The 22,364-nt window shown below is 71.7% G+C and carries 17 protein-coding genes and 1 riboswitch; of the genes, 11 read left to right on the forward strand and 6 right to left on the reverse strand.

Annotation, left to right across the window (positions count from 1 at the left end; all coding sequences use genetic code 11):
• Positions 1–14 precede the first annotated feature (14 nt).
• The 7 genes from QL985_RS03380 to QL985_RS03410 all read left to right on the forward strand — a co-directional run bounded on the left by QL985_RS03380 (position 15) and on the right by QL985_RS03410 (position 9,302).
• Positions 15–1,397 (forward strand): 3-oxoacyl-ACP reductase, encoded by a 1,383-nt coding sequence (locus tag QL985_RS03380; protein WP_145000832.1) that lies wholly within the window; start codon positions 15–17, stop codon positions 1,395–1,397.
• A gap of 4 nt (positions 1,398–1,401) precedes the next feature.
• The gene (locus QL985_RS03385) at positions 1,402–2,481 is read left to right on the forward strand and encodes a MaoC/PaaZ C-terminal domain-containing protein (RefSeq protein WP_121566633.1); all 1,080 of its coding nucleotides are present in this window, start codon (positions 1,402–1,404) and stop codon (positions 2,479–2,481) included.
• Positions 2,482–2,708: 227 nt separating this feature from the next.
• Positions 2,709–5,051, forward strand: a complete 2,343-nt coding sequence (gene ligA / locus QL985_RS03390; RefSeq protein ID WP_271074061.1) for an NAD-dependent DNA ligase LigA — start codon at positions 2,709–2,711, stop codon at positions 5,049–5,051.
• 8 nt (positions 5,052–5,059) lie between these two features.
• Complete coding sequence (locus QL985_RS03395; RefSeq protein ID WP_100205701.1) at positions 5,060–5,932, forward strand: inositol monophosphatase family protein; 873 nt, start codon at positions 5,060–5,062, stop codon at positions 5,930–5,932.
• Between the two features lie 433 nt (positions 5,933–6,365).
• Positions 6,366–7,100: a transglycosylase family protein gene (locus tag QL985_RS03400; protein WP_183085982.1), complete on the forward strand. Its 735-nt coding sequence runs from the start codon at positions 6,366–6,368 to the stop codon at positions 7,098–7,100.
• A 205-nt stretch (positions 7,101–7,305) separates the two neighbouring features.
• The gene (locus QL985_RS03405; RefSeq protein ID WP_121566805.1) at positions 7,306–8,430 is read left to right on the forward strand and encodes an FAD-dependent oxidoreductase; all 1,125 of its coding nucleotides are present in this window, start codon (positions 7,306–7,308) and stop codon (positions 8,428–8,430) included.
• Complete coding sequence (locus QL985_RS03410; protein ID WP_259921780.1) at positions 8,427–9,302, forward strand: hypothetical protein; 876 nt, start codon at positions 8,427–8,429, stop codon at positions 9,300–9,302. Before QL985_RS03405 ends, QL985_RS03410 begins: the two co-directional genes overlap by 4 nt.
• 50 nt (positions 9,303–9,352) lie before the next feature.
• Here QL985_RS03410 and QL985_RS03415 read toward each other — a convergent pair whose 3' ends face one another.
• From QL985_RS03415 to QL985_RS03435, 5 genes are all read right to left on the reverse strand, one after another.
• Positions 9,353–11,761: a prolyl oligopeptidase family serine peptidase gene (locus QL985_RS03415; RefSeq protein WP_290147588.1), complete on the reverse strand. Its 2,409-nt coding sequence runs from the start codon at positions 11,759–11,761 to the stop codon at positions 9,353–9,355.
• Between the two features lie 178 nt (positions 11,762–11,939).
• A complete protein-coding gene (locus QL985_RS03420; protein WP_259921788.1) occupies positions 11,940–13,079 on the reverse strand; it encodes an ABC transporter permease in 1,140 nt (379 codons plus the stop codon).
• Entirely contained in the window at positions 13,076–13,960 is an 885-nt protein-coding gene (locus QL985_RS03425; protein ID WP_070636312.1) for an ATP-binding cassette domain-containing protein, read from the reverse strand. The genes QL985_RS03420 and QL985_RS03425 overlap by 4 nt, the downstream gene beginning before the upstream one ends.
• Before the next feature lie 112 nt (positions 13,961–14,072).
• Complete coding sequence (locus QL985_RS03430; RefSeq protein ID WP_145000821.1) at positions 14,073–14,810, reverse strand: response regulator transcription factor; 738 nt, start codon at positions 14,808–14,810, stop codon at positions 14,073–14,075.
• Positions 14,807–16,069, reverse strand: a complete 1,263-nt coding sequence (locus tag QL985_RS03435; protein ID WP_145000819.1) for a sensor histidine kinase — start codon at positions 16,067–16,069, stop codon at positions 14,807–14,809. The genes QL985_RS03430 and QL985_RS03435 overlap by 4 nt, the downstream gene beginning before the upstream one ends.
• 60 nt (positions 16,070–16,129) lie before the next feature.
• Here QL985_RS03435 and QL985_RS03440 point away from each other — a divergent pair, with 60 nt between their 5' ends.
• Positions 16,130–16,894 (forward strand): CPBP family intramembrane glutamic endopeptidase, encoded by a 765-nt coding sequence (locus QL985_RS03440; RefSeq protein ID WP_101888458.1) that lies wholly within the window; start codon positions 16,130–16,132, stop codon positions 16,892–16,894.
• A 36-nt stretch (positions 16,895–16,930) separates the two neighbouring features.
• On the opposite strand, the gene QL985_RS03445 is transcribed toward QL985_RS03440, so the two are convergent.
• A complete protein-coding gene (locus tag QL985_RS03445) occupies positions 16,931–17,569 on the reverse strand; it encodes a VOC family protein (RefSeq protein ID WP_047979057.1) in 639 nt (212 codons plus the stop codon).
• A 105-nt stretch (positions 17,570–17,674) separates the two neighbouring features.
• Positions 17,675–17,794: riboswitch (SAM riboswitch) on the forward strand.
• A 74-nt stretch (positions 17,795–17,868) separates the two neighbouring features.
• Between QL985_RS03445 and QL985_RS03450 the strand changes: the two genes are divergently transcribed.
• The 3 genes from QL985_RS03450 (at position 17,869) to QL985_RS03460 (ending at position 21,565) form a co-directional block, all read left to right on the forward strand.
• Positions 17,869–19,404, forward strand: coding sequence for a bifunctional o-acetylhomoserine/o-acetylserine sulfhydrylase (locus QL985_RS03450; RefSeq protein WP_070636318.1), 1,536 nt, complete (start codon positions 17,869–17,871; stop codon positions 19,402–19,404).
• The gene (locus QL985_RS03455; protein ID WP_191550901.1) at positions 19,401–20,627 is read left to right on the forward strand and encodes a homoserine O-acetyltransferase; all 1,227 of its coding nucleotides are present in this window, start codon (positions 19,401–19,403) and stop codon (positions 20,625–20,627) included. Before QL985_RS03450 ends, QL985_RS03455 begins: the two co-directional genes overlap by 4 nt.
• A gap of 128 nt (positions 20,628–20,755) precedes the next feature.
• Entirely contained in the window at positions 20,756–21,565 is an 810-nt protein-coding gene (locus QL985_RS03460) for a hypothetical protein (RefSeq protein ID WP_070636443.1), read from the forward strand.
• Positions 21,566–22,364 lie beyond the last annotated feature (799 nt).

Raw genomic sequence — 22,364 nt, forward strand, 5'->3', positions numbered from 1 at the left:
GGGAGAAACTTCACGTGACGGACACTTATCTGGACATGGTCAACTCGGGGCTCGGCAAGCAGCTGGCCTCCAAGCTGGGCCTGCCCCGGCCGGTCACCCTGCGCCGCTACCAGGCGGGCGCTGACTTCCCGGACGGCGCGGTCCTCGTGCTCGGCAAGGGCACGGCGGGCGACGCCGCGGCGTCGGCACTGCTCGGCTGGAACCTGGACGTGCGCCGCCACGCGGCGGACGTGGACCGCGTGGGTGCGGTGCTGATCGACTACACCGGCATCGAGAGCCCCGCGGACCTCGGCGCCCCGGCGCTGGAGCTGGCCTCCGCGCTGCGGAAGCTGCGTCCGGGCGGACGCGTGATCACGCTGTCCCGCCCGGCGCCGGGGATCGGCACCGGAGCGGCGTCGGGCACCGTGGCGGGCGCAGAGCAGCTGGCTCCGGCCCAGGCCGCGGCGCGCCAGGGCGTCGTGGGCATCCTGCGCTCGATCGCTCAGGAGATGCGCGGCGGCGTGACCGCCAACGGCATCCTGATCGCGGACGGTGTGGCCGGGGACGCCCCGAGCGTCACGGGCGCCATCCGCTTCTTCCTCTCGGGCCGCAGCGCCTACGTGGACGGGCAGTTCCTCACGGTCGGTGACGACCGCGGTGACGCGACCGTGGACTGGGAGCACCCCGTGGCGGGGAAGGTGGCCGTGGTCACCGGCGCCGCGCGCGGGATCGGCGAGCAGGTCACCCGCACGCTGGCCGCCTCGGGGGCCACCGTGGTCCCCGTGGACGTGCCCGCGGCCGGGGACGCCCTGACCAAGCTGGCCAACGAGCTGCGTGTGCCCGCCCTGCAGCTGGACGTCACGGACCCGCAGGCCGGGCAGAAGATCCTGGACCTCGTGGCCTCCCGCTACGGCCGCCTGGACCTGGTGGTGCACAACGCCGGGATCACCCGGGACAAGATGCTCGCCAACATGGACGAGGCCAAGTGGAACTCGGTCATCGCGGTGAACATCGAGTCGCAGCTGCGGATCAACGAGACGCTGCTGGCCTCCGACAAGCTGGGCGCCACCCCGCACATCGTGTGCCTCGCCTCCACGAGCGGCGTGGCGGGCAACCGCGGTCAGACCAACTACGCCGCCTCGAAGGCCGGCGTGATCGGTCTGGTGGCCGCCACCGCACCGCTGATCGCCGCGAAGGGCGGCACCATCAACGCGGTGGCCCCCGGCTTCATCGAGTCGGACATGACCGCCAAGATCCCGGCCGCGCGCCGTCAGATCTCCCGCCGCCTGAACTCCCTGCAGCAGGGCGGTCTGCCCGTGGACGTGGCGCAGGCCATCACGTTCCTGCTCTCGGACGCCGCGGGCGGCATCAACGGCCAGACCCTGCGCGTGTGCGGGCAGAGCATGGTGGGGGCGTGATCGCGTGAGCGCCACGGATTCCGTTCCGTCCGTTCCTGCTGACTACGAGCGCACCACGCCCTCGGGCGCGGTGAAGCTGCCTGCCCTCTACGCGAGCGCCGGGGCGCGTGCGGCCACGAGCGCGGCGGGCGGCGCGGCGTCGTCGGCCTCCCGCAAGGTGCTGCCCGCGCTGCGGAAGTCTCCCGTGGGGCGGGTGCTGCCCGCGTCGCTGCGCACACCGGGTGCCGAGAAGGTCTCCGGTGCGCTCGAGCTGCCGCGCGTGGCCCACGTGGTCGAGGGCCTGTCCGCCGATGCCGAGTGGCACGAGAAGTTCTGCCGCGTGGTGCACGCCAGCTTGCGGCCCATGGCCCCGGGCTCTGCGGAGACCGCCGTGTTCTCCGGCGCGCTGCACTCGCTCGCGTTCCCCGTGGCCATGTCCGTGCTCACGCGCAAGGACTTCCCGCTGCCGGTGCTGGGCATGGTGCACATCTCCAACACGGTCCACCACGTCTCGGACGTGGCCGTGGGGGAGCGCGTCACGGCCACGGCGTGGACCGAGAACCTGCGCGCACACCGCGCGGGGACCATGCTCGACGCCGTGGTGACCCTCACGCGCGAGGACGGCTCGGTGGCGTGGGCCGGACGCTCGGGATACCTGGCCAAGGGCGTGCACACCGCCATCGCCGGTGACGCGCCCCGCGCGGGCGCCGAGGACGAGGCGCAGCGCGAGCACGCGCCGTTCGAGGCGCCGCAGCCCACCGGGCAGTGGTCCCTGGGCGCCGGGACCGGCCGTGAGTACGCCGCGGTGAGCGGGGACTACAACCCCATCCACCTCTCGGACCCCTCGGCAAGGGCCCTGGGCATGAAGGGTGCGATCGCCCACGGCATGTACACGGCCTCGCGCGCGCTCGCGCTCACGGGCGTGCCGTCCGAGGTGCCGTTCACGTGGTCGGTGGAGTTCGCCACACCGGTGCGCCTCCCGGCCACGGTGGCGGTCGCGGTGGACGACGACGGTCGGGGCGCCCACTGGAGCGCATCTCGCGTCCAGGTGTGGGATCCCAAGCGGGGCCGCCCGCACGCGGACTTTCGGGTGGCCGCTCTGTAGCGGTGCACTGCTCGCCGGGCCCCTCGGATCCACGGATCCGAGGGGCCCGTTGCGTGCCGCGGGTGCGATGCGCGGGCATGGACACCGTGTGCTGGTGGCGCTGCCGTGGGGCCGGGCGGTCGCGGGGGAGGTGTCCGGTGCCCGGCCGGGGCGCGCCGCGTGACGGCCGTGGAGGGGCGCGGGGGCCGCCGCTCGTGCCTGTCGGAGTCCTGGGTCACAATGGTCCGGTGAGCACAGTCAACGCCAAGGGCGCGCAGCCCGCCACGGACGCCAGCGGCCAGAGTCTCAACCCCGAGGAGCCCAGCGAGGCCCTGCGGGAGGAGTACGCCGAGCTCTCGGACCGGGTCCGTGAGGCCCGCGCCGCGTACTACGTGCACGACCAGCCCGTGATCTCGGACGCCGAGTACGACCAGCTCTACCGCTCGCTCGAGGAGTTCGAGGCGCTGCACCCCGAGCTCAAGGCCAACGACTCTCCCACCCAGGAGGTGGGCGGGGAGGTCGGAGCGGCCTTCAGCCCGGTCAAGCACCTGGAGAAGATGTACTCCCTGGAGGACGTGTTCTCCACGGACGAGCTCGTGGCGTGGCTCGAGCGCGCCGAGAAGCAGGTCGCGGAGCTGCCCGGCGCCCCGGGGGTCGCATGGCTGAGCGAGGTCAAGATCGACGGCCTGGCCGTGAACCTGCTGTACCGGGACGGCGTGCTCGTGCGGGCCGCCACGCGCGGTGACGGCACCACGGGCGAGGACATCACCCACAACGTGGCCACCATCACGACCATCCCGCAGCGGCTCTCCGGGGAGAACCTCCCGGAGGAGGTGGAGGTGCGTGGCGAGGTGTTCATCTCCTCGAAGGACTTCCGCACGCTGAACGAGGCCATGGTGGAGGAGGGGCGTGCGCCCTTCGCCAACCCCCGTAACGCCGCCGCTGGCTCCCTGCGGCAGAAGGACCCCCAGGTCACGGCCCGGCGGCCCCTGTCCATGTTCGTGCACGGCATCGGGTACGTGCGCGGCGTCGACCTCGAGACGCAGTCGGAGGCGTACGAGATCTTGCGCGGGTGGGGCCTGCCCGTGAGCCCGTACTCCCGGGTGCTCTCCACCGTGGCGGAGGTGCTCGAGTTCATTGCCGAGTTCGGGGACAAGCGGCACGGGCTGCTGCACGAGATCGACGGCATCGTGGTCAAGGTGGACGACCGCCGCACCCAGTTCCGCCTGGGCTACACCTCCCGCGTGCCGCGCTGGGCCGTGGCGTACAAGTACCCGCCGGAGGAGGTCAACACCACGCTCGTGGACATCCTGGTGAACGTGGGCCGCACCGGGCGGGTGACCCCGTTCGGGCTCATGGATCCCGTGCGCGTGGCCGGCTCCACGGTGGAGATGGCCACCCTGCACAACCAGGACGTGGTCAAGGCCAAGGGCGTGCTGATCGGGGACACCGTGGTGCTGCGCAAGGCCGGTGACGTCATCCCCGAGATCGTGGGACCCGTGGTGGCGCTGCGGGACGGCACCGAGCGGGAGTTCGTCATGCCCACCGAGTGCCCGTCCTGCGGCACCCCGCTGCGCCCCGCCAAGGAGGGGGACGTGGACATCCGCTGCCCCAACGCGGAGACCTGCCCGTCCCAGCTCAAGGAGCGGGTGAACCACGCGGCCGGCCGTGGCGCCTTCGACATCGAGGCCCTGGGGGAGGAGGCCGCCAGGGCGCTGACCCAGCCGGTGCCGCTGGACGCACCGGACGGGAGCGACTTCTCCGTTCCGCCGCTGCGCAACGAGGCCGGGCTGTTCGACCTGACCCCCGAGGACCTGCGGGACGTCATGGTGTGGCGGGACTCCCGCCGCACGGTCACGGACAAGGAGACCGGGGAGAAGACGCAGCGGATCACCCCCGAGCTGGTGCCGTACTTCTGGACCAAACCCACCAGGGCCAGGCCCAGCGTGCCGTCCAAGACCACCGAGCAGATGTTCGCCCAGATGGAGCAGGCCAAGGACACCGAGCTGTGGCGCGTGCTGGTGGCACTGTCCATCCGGCACGTTGGCCCCACGGCGGCCCGTTCCCTGGCCACGTCCCTGCGCAGCATGGACGCGATCCGCTCTGCGGACCTGGACACCCTGTCCGGGACCGATGGCGTGGGGCCCGTGATCGCCCAGGCGGTCAGGGAGTTCTTCGACGAGCCCTGGCGGCGCCGCGTGGTGGAGCAGTGGGCCGCCGCGGGCGTGCGCATGGAGGAGGAGGTGGACGAGTCCACCCCGCGCACCCTGGAGGGGATCACCGTGGTGGTCACAGGCTCCCTCGAAGGCTTCAGCCGTGACTCCGCCAAGGAGGCCATTCTGAAGCGCGGCGGCAAGGCCTCCGGGTCCGTGTCCAGGAAGACGCACTTCCTCGTGGCGGGGGAGAACGCCGGGACCAAGCTGGACAAGGCCGAGTCGCTGGGGGTTCCCGTGCTGGACGAGTCGGGGTTCGAGCGGCTGCTCGCGGAGGGCCCGGACGCCTTCGGGGACGAGGAGGGCACGGACCTGGCCGAGGGGGCCGCCGGCGATGCTCCCGGAACCACGGGTGCGACTCCCGCGGAAGGGGAGTGAGGGAACCGGTGGCGGATGCTCTCGAGGGCCTGGGGCCCGGTACGGACGAGCTGCAGGAGCTCCTGGAGGTGGCGCTGGCCGCGGCCGAGGCCGGGGCGCAGGTGCTGCGCGGCCGGGATGCGGCGGCCTTCGAGGCGGTGACCAAGTCCTCGGACGGCGACTGGGTCACCGCGTTCGACGTCGCGGCGGAGGAGGCCGTCACGGCGGTGCTGCGGGAACGCAGGCCGTACGACGCCATCACGGGTGAGGAGTCCGGCACCTGGGTGCCGCCGCAGCGCTCCGGGCTGCGATGGTCCGTGGACCCCTTGGACGGCACCACCAACTTCATCCGGGACATCGTCTACTACGCCACGTCGGTGGCGGCGTGCGACGAGCAGGGGAACTGGCTCGTGGGGGTCGTCAATGCACCAGCCCTCGGCAGGGTGTACTACGGCATCACGGGCCTGGGCGCATGGGTCCGACGCCAGGGCAGGGACACGCGCCTGAGCGGTCCGGTGCCCGGGCAGCGGGGGGCGCTCTACGGCACCGGCTTCTCCTACGACGCCCAGGTGCGTCGTGAACAGTTCGGATCCTTCCTGGACACCATGGAGGACTACTCGGACATGCGACGGCTCGGGGCCGCGTCCCTGGACCTCTGCATGGTCGCGGACGGCACGCTGGACGGCTACTCGGAACGGGCGCTGCACGAGCACGACTGGGCGGCCGGCGCGCTGATCGCCCACGAGGCCGGAGCGGTGGTCCACCGTCCCGACCTCCCCGCCCCGCCGGCACTGTGTGACGAGTCCCACGGCAACGCAGCGCCCGAGCCTCTCCAGCAGCGGGAGGCCGAGTACGAGAAGGCCCGTCTGGCCAGCGTGATCGCCGCCTGGAGCGCGGGATAGCGCGGGGGAAATCTTCCCGTTATCAACGGTGTATCCGGCCGTTATGCACAGCGCGGGGCTCCCTGGGTTGACCCGTCACGCGGGGGTGACCTACCGTGGCTCAGGTTGACCGGCCAGGGTGCCGTGATACATGCCCGCGATGGGGGTTGTCCCCCAAAGCGGGATAACGAAAAAGTAACGAAGCTCTTGAACTCGGGGCAACCGTTACGCTATCGTTATTTACAACTTCCTCAGCGAACTCTCCTGAGCGGAAGTTCGCTACCAGACGCACACGATCCGTCGTCTGGATTGTGCTGGATGCTGCCGCACACCGTACGTCGTCTACATGGCAGCATTCCGTAGTTTCTACCCCTCACACCTAACTGTTATGGGTAGACGACGGCGCGAAGACACCCAGGGATGGGAACGAGCGCAGGTGGCCTGACGGAGCATGATGAAGACTTCAACCGCTATCCGCCGTGGTACCGCTGCTGTCATGATGGGCGGCCTGGCCGTGGGCGCGTTCGCCGTCCCCGCCAACGCTGCTTCCATGGAGACCTGGAACGCTCTCGCCGAGTGCGAGTCCGGTGGCAACGCCTCGACGAACACCGGCAACGGCTTCTCCGGCGCCCTGCAGTTCACCCCGTCCACCTGGGCCGCCTTCGGTGGCCAGGGCTCCGCCCACAACGCCTCGTGGGCCGAGCAGGTCCGCGTGGCCGAGAACGTTCTCGCCGGCCAGGGCTGGGGCGCATGGCCCGCCTGCTCCGCAAGCCTGGGCCTGCACGGCAACGGCGGCGGCGTCGCCTCGGCCGCTTCCGTGGCCCCGCAGTCCACCTCCGTGCAGCAGGCCGCTCCCGCGCCGAAGGCCGCCCCGGTCCAGCAGGCTGCTCCCGTGCAGCAGGCCGCTCCCGCGCCGAAGGCCGCCCCGGTCCAGCAGGCTGCTCCCGTGCAGCAGGCCGCTCCGGTGCAGCAGGCTCCGGTGGCCGAGTACACCGCTCCCGCCGCCCCCGTGCAGCAGGCTGCTCCCGCCGCCGGCACCTACACCGTGCAGGCCGGGGACACCCTGGGCACCATCGCCAACAAGCTGGGTGTGAACGGTGGCTGGGAGGCCCTCTACGCCGCCAACGCCGGCTCCGTGGCCGATGCCAACCTGATCTTCCCGGGTCAGGTCCTGAACATCCCCGCCTGATCCAGGCACCTCATCGCTCGTCGATGACCGGCTGACCCGGCCGAGCCGATCGACCGGGTCGGTCGCAGAACCCCGCCCCTCACCGTCATGGTGAGGGGCGGGGTTCTTCGTGTGCCCGAGGTCTGGCGTCCGACATCCAACGTCCGCAGCCTGCGCGCCGCCCGCCGTGCACGGGTTGCCGCCGTGGCGGTGACACCATGGGCTCATGCAGTTCGACATCGTGATCATTGGGGCGGGCATCGCGGGCCTGTCCGTGGCCTCTGAACTGGCGTGGCTGCGCGGCACGGGGCACGGCATCTGCCTCCTGGAGGCGGAGGACGACGTCGCCCAGCACACCTCCGCGCGCTCCGCCCAGCAGCTCATTCCCAGCTACGGCCCGGAACCGGTGCTGGAGCTGACCCGGTGGTCCATTGCCCGGCTGTCGGAGGTCTCTGCGGAGCTGCCCTCGCCCCTGGTGTGGCCGAGCCCGTTCATGGTGGCCGGTTCCGCCGAGCACGTCGCGGCGGAGACGGTGCCTGGCCTGCGCCGTGCCACCGACGCAGAGCTGCTGGCGCTGTGCCCCGAGCTCCGGGCGGACCCGGCGCGCTACCGCACCGCCGCGGTGGACGACTCCGCCGTGCGCTCCGACGCCTCGGCACTGCTCGCGTGGCACAGGCGCCGGGCCGAGGAGGCCGGGGTCAGCATCCGCACGGGGTTCCGCGTGGCCGGTGCGCAGCGGTCCGGTGAGGTCTGGGAGCTGTCGCCCGTGGTGGGCGGGCGGAGAACGGACCCGGGCGACACGGTCCGCGCGGCCACCGTGGTGAACGCGGCCGGGGCGTGGGCGGAGCACGTCGGTTCGCTGCTGGGTGCCGCGCCGCAGGGGCTGCAGCCGCTGCGCCGCACCGCAGCCCTGGTCCGTCTGGACTCGGCCATGCCCGCGGAGCACCCCATGGTCATGGATGCCGCAGAGCACTGGTACTACCGGCCCGACCCCGTGGGGGCCATGATCTCGGTGGGGGAGTCCGAGCCCAGCGAGGCGTGCGACGCGCAACCGCACCCGGGCGCCGTCGAGCGCCTGATCGCGACCGTCCAGCAGAACACGGCACTGCGCATCACCGGGGTGGTGAAGGCGTGGACCGGACTGCGGACGGAACGCGCGTGCGGCGTGCCCGTGTGCGGCTGGGACACCGCGGCCGAGGGCGTGTTCTGGCTCGCCGGGCAGGGTGGCTACGGCTTCCAGACGAGCGCGGCGATGGCCACCGCGGCGGCCGAGCAGGTTGTCGCCGGGCATGTGGGGGACTGGTTGAGCCCTCGGACGGTGGGGGCGCTGCAGCCGGAGCCTGCCGCGTGAGCCCGGTGGATCCGCTCATGGCCGCGCGCCAGGTCAAGCACGCGCTGTTCGTGGTGAACAAGCGGCGCCGCCGAACCCAGAAGGCCCTCCGTTTCGCCGCGGTCACCACGGCGGCGCCGTGGCACGCACGTCTGACGACCTACGAGTTCGACGCCGCCCGCTACCGTCGTTCCTTCGTGGCCCGCACGCCCCCGGCCCCGGACGGGCCGCAGGAGCTGCCGCGGCGCGTGGTCACCCTGTGGCTCGGGGACAATCCCCTGACTCCGCGGCGACGCGCCAACCTGGACGTGATGCGGGACCGGATCGGACTGCCCGTGGAGCTGGTCACACGGGAGAACCTGGACCAGTGGCTGGTGCCGGGGCATCCGCTGCACCCGGCGTACGAGAACCTGTCCCTGGTCCACCGCTCCGACTACCTGCGGGCATACCTCATGCACCACCAGGGCGGGGGCTACTGCGACCTCAAGGCGCCCGTGACGTCCTGGGAGGCCGCCTTCGCGCGGATGGATGCGGACCAGCAGGCGTGGCTGAGCGGCTACCCGGAGAGAGCAGCACAGGACGTGACCCGGCTGACCGGCGCGCTCGGCACGGATCTGGCGTGGCACCACCACCGGCTCGTGGGCATGGGGGCCTACCTGGTGCGCTCCCACACCCCCCTGACCGCGGAGTGGCTGCGGGAGGTCGAGCGCCGAATGGGCTACTGGGCGGACCAGGCGGCGGAGTTCCCCGGGGAGGAGCGCGGCGAGGTGGTGGGCTACCCCGTCTCCTGGACCCGGATGCTGGGCGGCGTTCTGCACCCGCTGCAGCTGAAGCACCTGGACCACGTCCGGCAGGACCTGGACCTCAGGCTGGACCTGGGCGACTACCAGTAGCGCGGGGCGCTGACGGCCTCATCCCCGGGGGGGGGGTGCTGGGACCCCTGTCAGTCCGCAACCCCGAGCTGCCGCGCGAGCCACGCGTACTCCCACGCGGTGTCCTTCCACTGCGCGTACCGCCCGGACGCGCCACCGTGGCCGCCGGCCATCTCGCAGCGCAGCAGCACGGTCTCCGGGTGCGCCACGCGGGTGCGCAGCTCGGCCACCCACTTGGCGGGCTCCACGTAGAGCACGCGGGTGTCGTTGAGGCTCGTGACGGCGAGGATCGGCGGGTAGTCGGCGTCCCGCACGTTCTCGTAGGGGGAGTAGGAGCGCATGTACTCGTAGACCTCCGCGGACTCCACGGGGTTGCCCCACTCCTCCCACTCCAGGGCGGTGAGCGGCAGCTCGGGCATCAGCATGGAGGTCAGCGCATCCACGAACGGCACCGCGGCCAGCCCGCCGCAGTACAGCTCGGGGGCCAGGTTCAGCACTGCGCCCGCGAGCAGACCGCCCGCCGAGCCGCCCATCAGCGCGATCCGCCGCGCATCCACGTCCGGGCGCGCGGCCAGGTGCTGGGTCACGGCCACGAAGTCCGTGAACGTGTTGGTCTTGGTGTTCTTTTTGCCGTTCTCGTACCACGCGCGCCCCAGCTCACCGCCACCGCGCACGTGCGCCACGGCCCAGATCACCCCACGGTCCAGCAGGGACAGCCGCGAGATGGAGAACGCCGGGTCCGTGCTGATCTCGTAGGAGCCGTACGCGTACTGCAGCACGGGCGCGGGCACCGCGGGGTCCAGGTCCGCGCGGTGGATCAGGCTCACGGGAATCCGCGTGCCGTCCTCGGCGACCGCCCAGTCCCGCTCCACGGTGTAGTCCTCGCTGTGGTACCCGCCCAGCACGGTGGCCTCGCGCCGCAGCACGGGCTCGCCCACGCCGAACTCGTCCAGCGCACCGGCCCCGGGTTCGCCCGTGGGGATGTCGTACACGCGCGGCGGCGTCACGAAGGACGTGTAGGACACCCGCACCACCGGGTTCTCGTACTCCGCGGAAAGCACGCCGGTGCTGCTGAGGTCCTCGTCGAACGCGGCCTCGGTCCCGGCCAGCAGCCCGGCGTCCGCCGCCGTGCCGGTGTCCGGGGACGACGACGCCGCTCCGCCCGCCCGCGCGCCCGTTCCGTCGTGCGCCGCCCCGGCCACCAGCGGCTCCAGGGCCGTGCGGGGGATCAGGCGCACCCGGGGTGTGGTGTTCTCACGTAAGGCCACCACCAGGTGGGTGGCCGTGGGGATGCCGGACTCCACGCGCACGGTGTCCGAGGCCGGGACCACGTCCACCAGGTCCACCTCCGTGAGGCTCCACCCAGCGTGCTCCAGCGGCATGAGGCTGATGCGCCCGTTGGGGGCGTGCGCGTCGTGGGAGAGCAGCAGGACATCGGTGCCGGCCACCGTGAGGGGTTCCACCTCGTAGAGCACCCGCTCGTCCCGCGAGAGGACAACCCGCCACGGCAGGTCCGCGGGGGTCTCTGCGCGTGCCTTCTTCGTGCCATCACCGTGACCGGGCGCCGTTCCCGTGCACTCGTCGGGCGCGTCCCGGTGCGCGGTGGAGGGGGCCGCCCCGGCGGACTGGCCATGGGAACCCGGCACGGCGGCGTCGTCCGCGGGAAGCTCAGCCAGGCGCAGGATGCGGTACTCGCTGTACTCCGAGCAGGAGGAGGACAGCATGAGCCACTGCTTGTCCGCGGAGAGCTCGGCGCCGAGCCAGAGGCCCGGGTCGTCCTCCTGGAACAGCAGCTGGTCCTGCGCCACGTCCGTGCCGATCACGTGCCGGTACACGCGGTACGGACGCCAGGACTCGTCCACCACGGTGTAGACCACCTGGGCCGCGTCCGGGGTGAGGAACGCGCCGTAGGAGGTCTGGGGGATCCGGTCCGCGAGCAGCTCCCCGGTGGTGAGGTCCTTGACGTAGACGGTGAACCGCTCGTCCCCGGCGGTGTCCTCGGACCACGCGAGCCGGGAGCCGTCCTCCGCGACGCTGAACGCCCCCAGGGCGTAGAACTCGTGCTCCTGGGACGCGGCGTTCGCGTCCAGGAGGGTCTGCTCGCCGTCCAGGGGCGTTCCGGGCTCCACGGCGGGCGGGGTCCAGTCCGCAGGGTCCGCCACGGGAACCCGGCAGAACACCTGGTGCGCGCCGCCCTCCACGGTGCGGGCGAAGTACCACCAGTCCCCGTGGCGGCTGGGGACCGAGAGGTCCGTCTCCTGCGTGCGGTCCTTGATCTCCGTGTAGATGCTCTCCCGCAGCGGGGCGAGGTCCGCGGTGACGGCCTCCGCGTAGGTGTTCTCGGCGTCCAGGTGCGCCCGGACCTCGGGGGAGTCCTTCTCGCGGAGCCACTCGTAGGGGTCGGCGAACGTGTGACCGTGGAACGTGCGCTCCACGGGACGGCGGGGTGCCACGGGGAAGGTCTGCTGCTCGGAAGTCATGCGCCCCAGTCTAGGGACGCGGCGGTGGGCCGTGCGGGAGTCTCACCGCACGGCCCACCGGGGTGGCGCTGCGTTCCAGTTGCGGCTTGCCAGGCCCGGCGCGGGAGCCGCGCCCCAAACCTTCGCGCGCCGGACCCGCCTGCTGCGGGACCGGGGTCCGCGACCGGTGGCCAGGCCGTCAGCCCCTCAGGGCCTCCCGCCAATTGAGCGCCTTGCCCGTGCGCAGGATGGAGCGTTCGTAGATCACCGCGGCGAGCCAGATGGCCAGGGCGGTCGTCACGATCAGCAGCACCAGGGAGCCGATGTGCTCCCACCACTCGCCCTGGTCCAGGAAGATGCGTAGCGGCACGGCCACCGGGGCGGAGAACGGGATCCAGCTCATGATGCGCAGCGCCTCCGGGTTGTCGTTGAAGAAGATCACACCGAAGTAGGGGAGCATGATCAGCATCATCACGGGCATGGACGTGGAGCCGATGTCCTCCTGCCGGGACACCATGGACGCCGCGGCGGCGTAGAGGGCCGCGATCATCACGAACCCGATGGAGAACAGCATCACGAACCACAGGATGGGCACACCCATCCCGTCCAGGGGCAGCACGTTGCCGTTGATCTGCATCCCCAGCAGCAGTGCCCCAGCCAGCAGCGCCACCTGCAGGATGGCCATGGCCGCGTTGCCCAGTACCTTCCCGGCCATCATGGCCCGCGCCGGGACTGCTGCGAGCAGGATCTCCACGACCCGCGACTGCTTCTCCTCGATCACGGACACCGCGATCTGCTGGCCGAACGTCACGGCGGCCATGAAGAACACGAGTCCGAAGCCGAAGGCCATGAGGTACCGCAGCGCGGGGTTCGGCGCTGCGGGGTCCAGCAGCTCCACCCCCGGGCTCGTGGACAGCGCCTGCACCAGACCCGAGGGGGCGTCCGTCATGGCCAGGACACTCACACCGGCCGGACTGCCGGGATCCGGCACCACGGCGGCGTCGGCCGCGCCGGAGAGCACAGCTTCGCGTGCCGCGTCCGCGGAGGCGACGGTCTGCGGAGCGTAGTCCTCGCCGAGGGCCTGGACGGACGGTGCGGTCTGGTCCACCACGGCCACGCTCGTGGCGTCCCCGGCGAACAGGTCGCCCAGGCGTGGCACGAGCAGCGTGGCGGCCAGTGCGGCGGCCAGCAGGATCAGCGTGGTGATGATGAAGGGCTTGGAGGTGGCCTTCACCCCCATCTCGCGTGCGGCCACGGTGCCCACCGCGGACCAGAAGGGCGTGCGCCGTGGCTGGCGCTGGTGGGTGGTGCTCGTGGGGGTGGCGGTGGCGGTGCTCATCGGGTGACCTCCGTGAAGATCTCGTGCAGGGTGCGGGTGACGGGTCCGAAGCGGTGGACGGTGCCCCGGGCCACGGCCTCGGTGAGGACGGCGTGGGCCGTGGCGTCCGAGGCCGCCCGGAAGCGGACGCGCCCGCCGTCGAAGGCGAGCACCTCCACGCCGGGGGCCTCGCGCACCCAGCCGGTGTCCGCGGCGGCGTCGAGCTCCCACTCGGGAACGGCGTGGGCGGCCAGCAGCTCGGCGCGCGAGCCCGCGGCGCGCACCCGCCCGTCCGCGAGGATGACGAGCTCGTCGCACAGCCGCTCCACGACGTCCAGCTGGTGGGAGGAGAACAGGACGGGAACCCCGGTGTCCGCGGTCTCCCGCAGCACCTGCACCGTGGTCTCCACGGCGTGGGGGTCCAGCCCGGAGAAGGGCTCGTCCAGCACGAGGGCCACCGGGTCGTGCACGAGTGCGGCGGCGATCTGGGCCCGCTGCTGGTTGCCCAGGGACAGCTCCTCGAGCCGGCTGCCCGCGCGGCCGGCGAGCCCCAGGCGCTCGAGCAGCGCCATGGCCCGGGCCTTCGCGTCCGCGCCGGTCATGCTGTGCAACCGGCCCAGGTAGACCAGCTGGTCCAGCACGGTCATCTTGGGGTACAGCCCACGCTCCTCGGGCATGTACCCGATGCCCGCGCGGTAGTCGGCGGTGATGGGGGAGCCGTCCACCTCGATCCGTCCCGAGTCCGCCGAGAGCACCCCCAGGAGGATGCGCATGGTGGTGGTCTTGCCCGCGCCGTTGCCGCCCACGAACCCCGTCATGAGGCCCGGGCGGATGCTGAAGGTCAGGTCCTCGAGCACGTGCGCCGACCCGAAGGACTTGTTCACCCCGTTCACTGTGATCATGGTTCGAGCCTAGGAAGTCACGCCCGCGTCCGACTCCCCCGGGCGGCGGATTCTGCACCCCCGCGATCCTCCGCCCGGGGGAGGAGACGCCCACTGCGCGGTGGGGCCGGTCTCAGGCACCGGTCACACCGTGCTCGAACGCCCAGATCACGGCGTGGACCCGGTCACGCGCCCCCGTCTTCAGCAGCACGTTGGACACGTGGGTCTTGACCGTGGCCCTGCCCACGAACAGCTCGCGCGCGATCTCATCGTTGGACAGGCCGCGCGCCATGGCGGCCAGCACCTCGGTCTCGCGGGCGGTGAGACCCGCGCGGGCGGCGTCGTCCTGCCCGTCCGCGATCTCGGACTCCGGGCCGGGACGGCCGGCGGACGACGCCGCCGCGTCACCCGCCGGGGCACGGCCGGTCTGCGCATCGACCTCCGCCGCCGGTTCGACGGTGCGTGCCAGCACCCTGCGCGTGACCAGAGGGTCCAGCAGCGCGTCGCCGCGGCCCAGCACCCGCACCGCCTGGATCAGCTCCTCGGGTCCCGCGGACTTCAGCAGGAACCCCGAGGCACCGGCGGAGAGCGCCGCGAACAGGGCCTCGTCCGTGTCGAACGTGGTGAGGATCAGCACGGCGGCACGGGAATCCGAGGCGACGAGCCGACGGGTGGCCTCGATGCCGTCCAGCCGCGGCATCTGCACGTCCATGCACACCACGTCCGGGTCGAGGGCCGCGGCGAGCTCCAGGGCCTCCTCGCCGTCCGCGGCCTCTCCCACCACCTCCATGTCCTCCTGCGACGTGAGGATGGCGGAGAAGCCGAGGCGAATCAGCGGCTGGTCGTCCACGAGCAGGACACTCAGGCTCACGGCAGGACCTCCTGCGGGGCGTGGACGGGCACCGTGGCCCGCACGAGCCAGCCGCCGTCCGCCTTGGGGCCCGCGTCCAGTGTGCCGCCCATCGACGCCATCCGTTCCTCCATGCCGATCAGGCCCGTGCCCGTGCCGTGGGCGGCCGGTTTCCCTGGCCGGGCGCCGCGCCCGTTGTCGCTGATCTCCAGCTCCACGCGGCTGGCCTCCGTGCGCAGCCGCACCGTGACGACCGCCCGTGGCCCGGCGTGCTTGCGGGCGTTGGTGAGCCCCTCCTGTGCCGTGCGGTACAGCGCCAGCTGGGCCGGCGGCGGCAGCTGCGGCTCCGGGCCGATCCGCTTGAGCACTGCGTCCTGGCCGATCGCCCGGGCGTCGGCCACGAGTGCCTCGAGGTCGGAGAGCCGGGGCACGGAGTCGGGGGCCTCCTCGCCGTCGCGCAGGGTGTGGACCATGGTCTTGAGCTCGGTCACGGCCTCCCGTGCGGAGGACTCCACACCGCGCAGGTGCTCGGCGGCGGCGCGGGGATCCTGAAACATGGTGAGGCGCGCCGCCCCGGCCTGGACGCCCATGGCCGTGACGTGGTGGGCCACTACGTCGTGCAGCTCGCGGGCGATCCTGAGCCGTTCGAGGCTCACGGCCTGCTCCGCGAGCCGCTCCTGCTGCTGCCGGATCTCGGCGTGGGCGGCCTCGAGCTCCTGCCGCTCGATGGCCGCGTTCCACGCCCCGTCGCCGAAGACCCACGCCCCGGCGAAGTAGGCGATGTTCACGACGAACTGGATCGCGGCGATCGCCATGTAGGCGTTGACGCCGCGCTCACCCACCTCCGGATCCGTGAACTGCTCCACGGTGCTCCAGCCCAGCCACACCGCCATCCCCACGGCCACGGCGGCGCGGGACCACGTGGCGCGACGGCGGTCCGGGCACCAGGCCCCCACGGAGTAGAAGCCCAGGAACAGCACCACCTGGGAGGCGTACATCTCGATCCCGACCCACGTGACCAGCGCGAAGTACACGAAGGACACCGCCACCATCACGGCCACGGGGAAGCGACGCCGCCATGCGAGCGGGGCGGCCAGCACGACGGCGCCCAGGGCAACCCACCCGACATCCGCCTTCCACGGGACCGACTGCACGAAGTCGGAGAGGTACACCAGCTCGACGCCGGCCAGGGCCAGCACGCCGGCACCCCGGGCATCCCGCCAGCGCCACCCCGGCGGCAGGGCGCGGTGGGGCGGGGAGGTGTCCGGGGCGGGGTGCATGGGTTCACCCTACCGAGGTCGCTCGCGGGGCTGTCCGGGTGCACCACGCACAATGGTGGGGTGATCGCCTCCCTCGACACCTCGCCCCGTGTGCCGCGCGCCGACCTCCGCATGCAGATCCTGCTGGTGCTCGGGGTGTCCCTGGGCGCTTCCGCGGTGTACTCGGTGCTGGACCTCGTGGAGATGGCGGTGCAGTCCTCGATCGCGGAGAGCTCCACCACGCTCAACCAGCCCCTCAGCCCGGTTCCGGTGATCGACGCGCTGCGGCGCCTCACCAGCATCTGCTTCGCAATCGTGCCCGTGGTGCTCGCCCTGTGGTTCCTGGCGGGAACCACCTCCCGCATCCCCGCGGTCCTGCGCGGCATCGGTGCGGACGCGCGCCGCCCGGGGCACGACGCCGCCCGGGGCCTCGCGCTGTTCGCCGTGATGGGCGGTGGGACCCTCGTGCTCTACCAGGCCGGGCGGGCGCTCGGGATCACGGCGGAGATCACCACGTCCACCCTGGAGAACACGTGGTGGACGGTTCCGCTGCTGCTGCTCACCGCCCTGCGGCACGCGCTCGTGGAGGAGATCATCGTGGTGGCGTTCCTCGCGGAACGGATGCGGCGGCTGGGCCGCTCGTGGTGGACGGTGGCGATCGTGTCCTCAGTGCTCCGGGCGAGCTACCACCTGTACCAGGGGGTGGGACCGGCGCTGGGCAACCTGGTCATGGGGCTCGTGTTCGTGTGGTGCTACCGCCGGTACGGGCGTGTGATGCCGCTTCTGGTCGCGCACTTCCTGCTGGACGCAGTCGGCTTCCTCGCACCGCAGCTCCTGGCGGGCTGACCGCCTGGGTGGGTGGCGGCGTCGTGCCCCGCCGGATCAGATGGTGACGGGCCCGTCCGGCGTGCCGAAGGTGACCGCCATGAGACCGGGCGTGCCGTGGGGAGCGGACCACGTGACGTCCACCGAGCGCAGGACGTCCTCCACAGGGCCACCGAGCCAGTCCGTGACGCGCTCGGGGGAGCCGGCGATGTCCATGCCGGTCAGTCGGACGTCCGTGAGCCGCGCCTGGGAGGGGTGCATCTCGTCCGCGGAGTCGAAGTGGATCATGAACGGCAGCTGCGGATCCGCGATCAGGCCCTTGACGCCGATCTGGTGCCAGTCCAGGCGGCGGCCGTCCGGGAAGATCCGGCCGCCCGGCACGGAGGGGCGGCCCAGTTTCTGCTCGAACGGGGCGAGGTCCGGGACCTCCACGACCCACCCGAGCCAGCCGCCGCCAGCCTCCGAACGCGCGCGGACGGCCTGACCGAACGGCGCCTTGTCCGCGGCGGGGTGCTCCAGGACGGTCACGACCTCCACGTACTGGTGGTCCGTGAGCGGCAGGATCATGTTCTGCGTGCCGAACCGGGGGTGCACGCCGCCCTTCACGGGCTCGATCCCCAGGCGGTCCGCTATCCGCTCGGTGGTGGCCTCCAGCCCGTCCGGCTGCGCTGCGAAGGAAACGTGGTCCAGCTTCATGCAGTCATGGTGGCACCCGTCACACGGGGGTCCAAATCGGCGGGTGCAACACTGCGGACACCGAACTTGACGCGGCGGCCCCCCGGTTCCCACACTTGAGGTCTAGGTCACGAGAGTCAGCGCCAAGCCCCAGCTTGCTGACCGGCAACCCTCCCTACCGCGGCGGGGTGCCCTGGGTGAAGACCTGGCCGTGACGTCGTCCGACGTCCACGGCAAGCGCGGGCCACCGGTCGCCCGTTCGTACGGGCACCGTGCGGACGGTCGCCTGGCCCCTGATCCTTCCGAGAAGGAGCACGGCCATGAGCACTGCACCCACCCCCGACAACTCCCAGGACTGGGCGTTCGAGACCCGCCAGATCCACGCGGGCCAGAACCCCGACCCCGTGACGGGTTCGCGGGCGTTGCCCATCCACCAGACCTCGTCCTTCGTGTTCCCGGATGCGGACACGGCCGCCGCGCGCTTCGCGCTGCAGGACATGGGCCCCATCTACTCCCGCCTGACCAACCCCACCACCGAGGTGGTGGAGAAGCGCCTCGCCTCGCTGGAGGGCGGGGTGGGAGCCCTGATGGTCTCCTCCGGGCAGGCCGCGGCCACGCTCGCGGTGCTCAACCTGGGCGGAGCGGGAACGCACGTGGTGGCCAGCCCGTCCCTCTACGGCGGCTCCTACAACCTGCTCAAGCACACGCTGCCGCGCCTGGGCGTGGAGACCACCTTCGTGGCGGACCCGGACGACCCCCAGCAGTGGCGGGACGCCGTGCGCCCCACCACCGTGGCGTTCTTCGGGGAGATGATCCCCAACCCCCGCAACGACGTCCTGGACGTGGAGACCGTTGCCGGGATCGCCCACGAGGCCGGGGTGCCGCTGATCGTGGACAACACAGTGGCCACCCCGTACCTGGTGCGGCCCATCGAGTGGGGCGCGGACATCGTGCTGCACTCGGGCACCAAGTTCCTGGGCGGGCACGGCACCGCGATCGGTGGGTTCATCGTGGACGCCGGGCGCTTCGACTACGGCGCGGACCCGGAGCGGTTCCCGGGCTTCAACCAGCCGGACCCCACCTACAACGGTCTGGTGTACGCCCGTGACCTGGGCGCGGACGGCGCCTTCGGCGTGAACCTCTCCTACGTCCTGAAGGCCCGGGTGCAGCTGCTGCGGGACTTGGGCACGTCCATCTCCCCGTTCAACGCGTTCCTCATCGAGCAGGGGATCGAGACCCTGTCCCTGCGCGTGGAGCGCCACGTGGCCAACGCCCAGCGGGTGTCCGAGTGGCTCGAGTCCCGCCCCGAGGTGCGCTCGGTGTCCTACGCGGGGCTGCCGTCCTCGCCGTGGCACGAGCGCGCGCGGAAGTACGCACCGCGCGGGGCGGGTTCCGTGCTCGGCTTCGTGCTGGAGGGCGGCAAGGAGGCGGGGATCGCGTTCGTGGACGCGCTGAGCCTGCACTCCCACGTGGCGAACATCGGGGACGTGCGGTCCCTGGTGATCCACCCGGCGTCGACGACGCACGCGCAGCTCTCCGAGGACGAGCAGCTCGCGGCGGGCGTGGAGCCGGGCTTCGTGCGGCTCTCGGTGGGCACCGAGGGGATCGAGGACATCCTGGCGGACCTGGAAGCGGGGTTCGCAGCGGTGGCCGCGGCACCGGGCACCCAGGAGTCGACCCACGAGCGGGGCGATCGGGACCCGGCGACCTCACCGGCGGACCGGCCCCTGGGAAGCATGGAGCCGATCGCGGACGCCGGTGCGGAGCCCGCCGCGGCTGCCGGGACCGGCGCGGAAGGCGGCCCTGCGGCGTCGTCGACGGCGCGTGCGGACGTGGCCGCCGAGCCCGCGGCATGACCGTGGTGCAGACAGCCCCGGCGGTGCGCCGGGACGGTGTGGTGCGGGCCGCGGAGATCGGGGAGCTCACCCTGGAGTCCGGGTTCCGGCTGCCGGACGTGCGCCTGGCCTACGAGACGTGGGGTGAGCTGGCCCCGGACGGCTCCAACGCGGTGCTGGTCGAGCACGCGCTCACGGGCGACTCGCACGCGGCGCGCGGCACGGCCGTGGGGTACGGGGACACAGCGCCCTTCGACATGGCCGGGCACCGTGTCGCGGCGGACACCGGCGGCTGGTGGGACGGGCTCATCGGACCGGGAGCGGCCATCGACACCACCCGCTGGTTCGTGGTGTGCGCGAACATCCTGGGCGGCTGCCACGGCAGCACCGGCCCGGCGAGCCTCGCGCCGGACGCCGCACCGTGGGGCTCGCGCTTCCCACGCATCACCGTGCGGGACACCGTGGCCGCGGAGGCGCGGCTCGCGGACCTGCTGGGAATCGACCGGTGGCGCCTGGTGGTCGGAGGCTCCATGGGGGGTGCCCGCGCGCTGGAGTGGGCCGTGAGCCACCCCGAGCGCGTGACGGCGTGCGCCGTGATCGCGGCGAACGCCCGGGTCAGTGCGGAGCAGCTCGCATGGGGCCGCACCCAGGCGCTCGCCATTCGGCAGGACCCGCACTTCCAGGGCGGCGACTACTACGCGGGCCCGCACCCCGCCGAAGGGCTTGGGCTGGCGCGGCGGATCGCCCACATCACCTACCGCAGCGCGCACGAGCTCGCCGCGCGCTTCGGCCGGGAGGCGCAGGGCGGAAGCGCGTCGGGGGACGACGCCGGGATCGCGGACGCCACCGGTCCCCGGGGCGGCTGGGGCGCTGCTCGCCCGCACCGCACCGTGGACCGGGGCCGCTACCGGGTGGAGAGCTACCTGGACCACCAGGCGCTCAAGCTGGTGGCCCGTTTCGACGCCAACGCGTACCTCAGCGTCAACGAGACGCTGATGTCCCACGACGTCGCCCGCGGCCGCGGCAGCCTCCGGCAGGCCCTCGCGCGCACCCGGTGCGAGTGGCTCGTGGCGGCCGTGGACTCGGACCGGCTGTTCCCGCCCGAGGAGTCCGCCGAGCTCGCGGCCGCACTGCCGGGTGAGCACGAGGTGCACACCATCACCTCACCGAGCGGTCACGACGGCTTCCTGCTGGAGACCCCGCAGGTGGGCCGGCTGCTGCGGGCCACGGTGCTGCGGGACTGAGCTGGCGGGCGGCTCGAAGACTGGCGGGGGATGGCATGGGCTGCATGACGTTCATGTCATCCCGCGGGGGCGTGCCAACGGATGCAGGCCCGTTGCCATGGTGGGAGTCCAGTGTCATGCTCTCCCACATGCAGCCCCAGACACTCCTTGCCGCCTATGACTCGCAGCTGCGTGGCGCGGCTGAAGTGGCCGACGCGCCCGTCGTGGTGAAGATCGGTCCCGTCCTCGCTGCGGTCTTTCCTGAGCGTCACCGAGCATTCGTCACCCATGCCCCGTTTCCCACGGCCGAATCAGAACTGGATGACCTGATAGCCAGTGTGGTTTCCAAGTTCGCCTCGGACTCTCGGGTGGACCACATCTCGTGGAAAACCCGAGCACATGACCGCCTGCCCTCCCTGGTCGCCACGCTTCAGCACCACGGATTCGCTCTCGGAGAACCGGAGACGGTCATGGCGGGCGAGGCGGATGTGCTCATCTCCGCGGCCGCCGGCCCGGAGCAGCTTCGTGGCTACACGGTGGAACGAGCGGTAACGGAAGCGTCATTGCGAGAAGCGGAGAATCTTGCTGGTCGGGTTTTTGGGGACTCCCCGGAAAGGATGCGACTGCAGGAAGACGAGCTGGTCGAGCGGTGGCGCAGCGCCCCTGAATCGTTCGAGATGTGGGTGGTACGTGATGAGGACGGCCACGTGGTGTGCTCCGGCCGCTCCGAGTTCCCGGAGCGAACCGACTTCGCAGGACTGTGGGGCGGCGCGTGCCTCGGAGGCCATCGCGGGCGCGGGCTGTACCGAGCCCTGGTGGTCCAGCGGGCCCGCTCGGCCCGGCACCGAGGGCGGACACTGATCCACGTCGACTGCAGCGAGTACTCGCGGCCCATTTTGGAACGGGCAGGCCTGCTTCCCCTCACCACGGTACGGTCAGCCACCCGTGCCTGCCCCTGACCGCGGTGGGCATGCCCTTGCCATCATCCACGCTACGGCTGCTAACGCAGTCCGTGTATGCGCAGTCCCCACTTGAGAGGAATCCCGGCGTTACTGGTGATATCGCCAGCGAGCGACCTCAGTCGAATCGGTGCACAACGACCGGCTGCTCCCGCCGTTCCTGTTCTCCTGCCGCGGCACTATGGCCGCGGCGACATATCGAGTTCCGCACCAAAATAACGACAAGAAGCGACAGGGGCAAGGGGAGGAGGGCGAAATGGTCTCCGAAGGGCTGGAACATAATGCGTGCCACTAAAAATACGGCCACGCCGACGGAAAGAGGTACAAGCAGTATCCTGAGCCGTTCGGTTCGCCTGTGGTCGTGCCCGAGTGGGCTTCCGTCAAGGTTGTTCTCGGACGTCCCACGACCATATGCCGCCGATCCCGTCTTTCCACCCGCCTCGTGTAGTTTTCGGGTCATTGCTTACCAGTGTAGCCGGAATGTAATTCCGACTTCATATTTCTCGCTGTGAACGGCTCCCGCCGGCCTTGTACCGTCTGCGGATGGATAAGGTGACCGCCCATGCGGGTGGCCGTCGGCGGTTGCCGGGCGTCCAACGAGCTGGTTTCGCCGGGCGCGGCCACAAAATACGGCACCCGCACCCCGGAGGTGGGTTCTAGCGATCCCCGCAACACCCTGAATTTCAGGGAGTTGCGGGGATCGTGTTGTCAGATGAGTTGACGGTGGCGTTTTTCCAGGCGCTGGAACGTGGGGATGGCAGCATCACAGTGGCTGCTCGCGATGTTGGTGTGAACCGGA

The organism is Kocuria sp. APC 4018 (genome assembly GCF_030407675.1).
In the GTDB taxonomy this organism is placed as follows: domain Bacteria; phylum Actinomycetota; class Actinomycetes; order Actinomycetales; family Micrococcaceae; genus Kocuria; species Kocuria rhizophila.

Bases quoted from the DNA above. Each gene is read 5' to 3' on its own strand.
- QL985_RS03400 (WP_183085982.1), top strand. From the start codon at position 6,366: ATGAAGACTTCAACCGCTATCCGCCGTGGTACCGCTGCTGTCATGATG.
- QL985_RS03405 (WP_121566805.1), top strand. From the start codon at position 7,306: ATGCAGTTCGACATCGTGATCATTGGGGCGGGCATCGCGGGCCTGTCC.
- QL985_RS03415 (WP_290147588.1), bottom strand. From the start codon at position 11,761: ATGACTTCCGAGCAGCAGACCTTCCCCGTGGCACCCCGCCGTCCCGTG.
- QL985_RS03420 (WP_259921788.1), bottom strand. From the start codon at position 13,079: ATGAGCACCGCCACCGCCACCCCCACGAGCACCACCCACCAGCGCCAG.
- QL985_RS03425 (WP_070636312.1), bottom strand. From the start codon at position 13,960: ATGATCACAGTGAACGGGGTGAACAAGTCCTTCGGGTCGGCGCACGTG.
- QL985_RS03435 (WP_145000819.1), bottom strand. From the start codon at position 16,069: ATGCACCCCGCCCCGGACACCTCCCCGCCCCACCGCGCCCTGCCGCCG.
- QL985_RS03445 (WP_047979057.1), bottom strand. From the start codon at position 17,569: ATGAAGCTGGACCACGTTTCCTTCGCAGCGCAGCCGGACGGGCTGGAG.
- QL985_RS03450 (WP_070636318.1), top strand. From the start codon at position 17,869: ATGAGCACTGCACCCACCCCCGACAACTCCCAGGACTGGGCGTTCGAG.
- QL985_RS03455 (WP_191550901.1), top strand. From the start codon at position 19,401: ATGACCGTGGTGCAGACAGCCCCGGCGGTGCGCCGGGACGGTGTGGTG.
- QL985_RS03460 (WP_070636443.1), top strand. From the start codon at position 20,756: ATGCAGCCCCAGACACTCCTTGCCGCCTATGACTCGCAGCTGCGTGGC.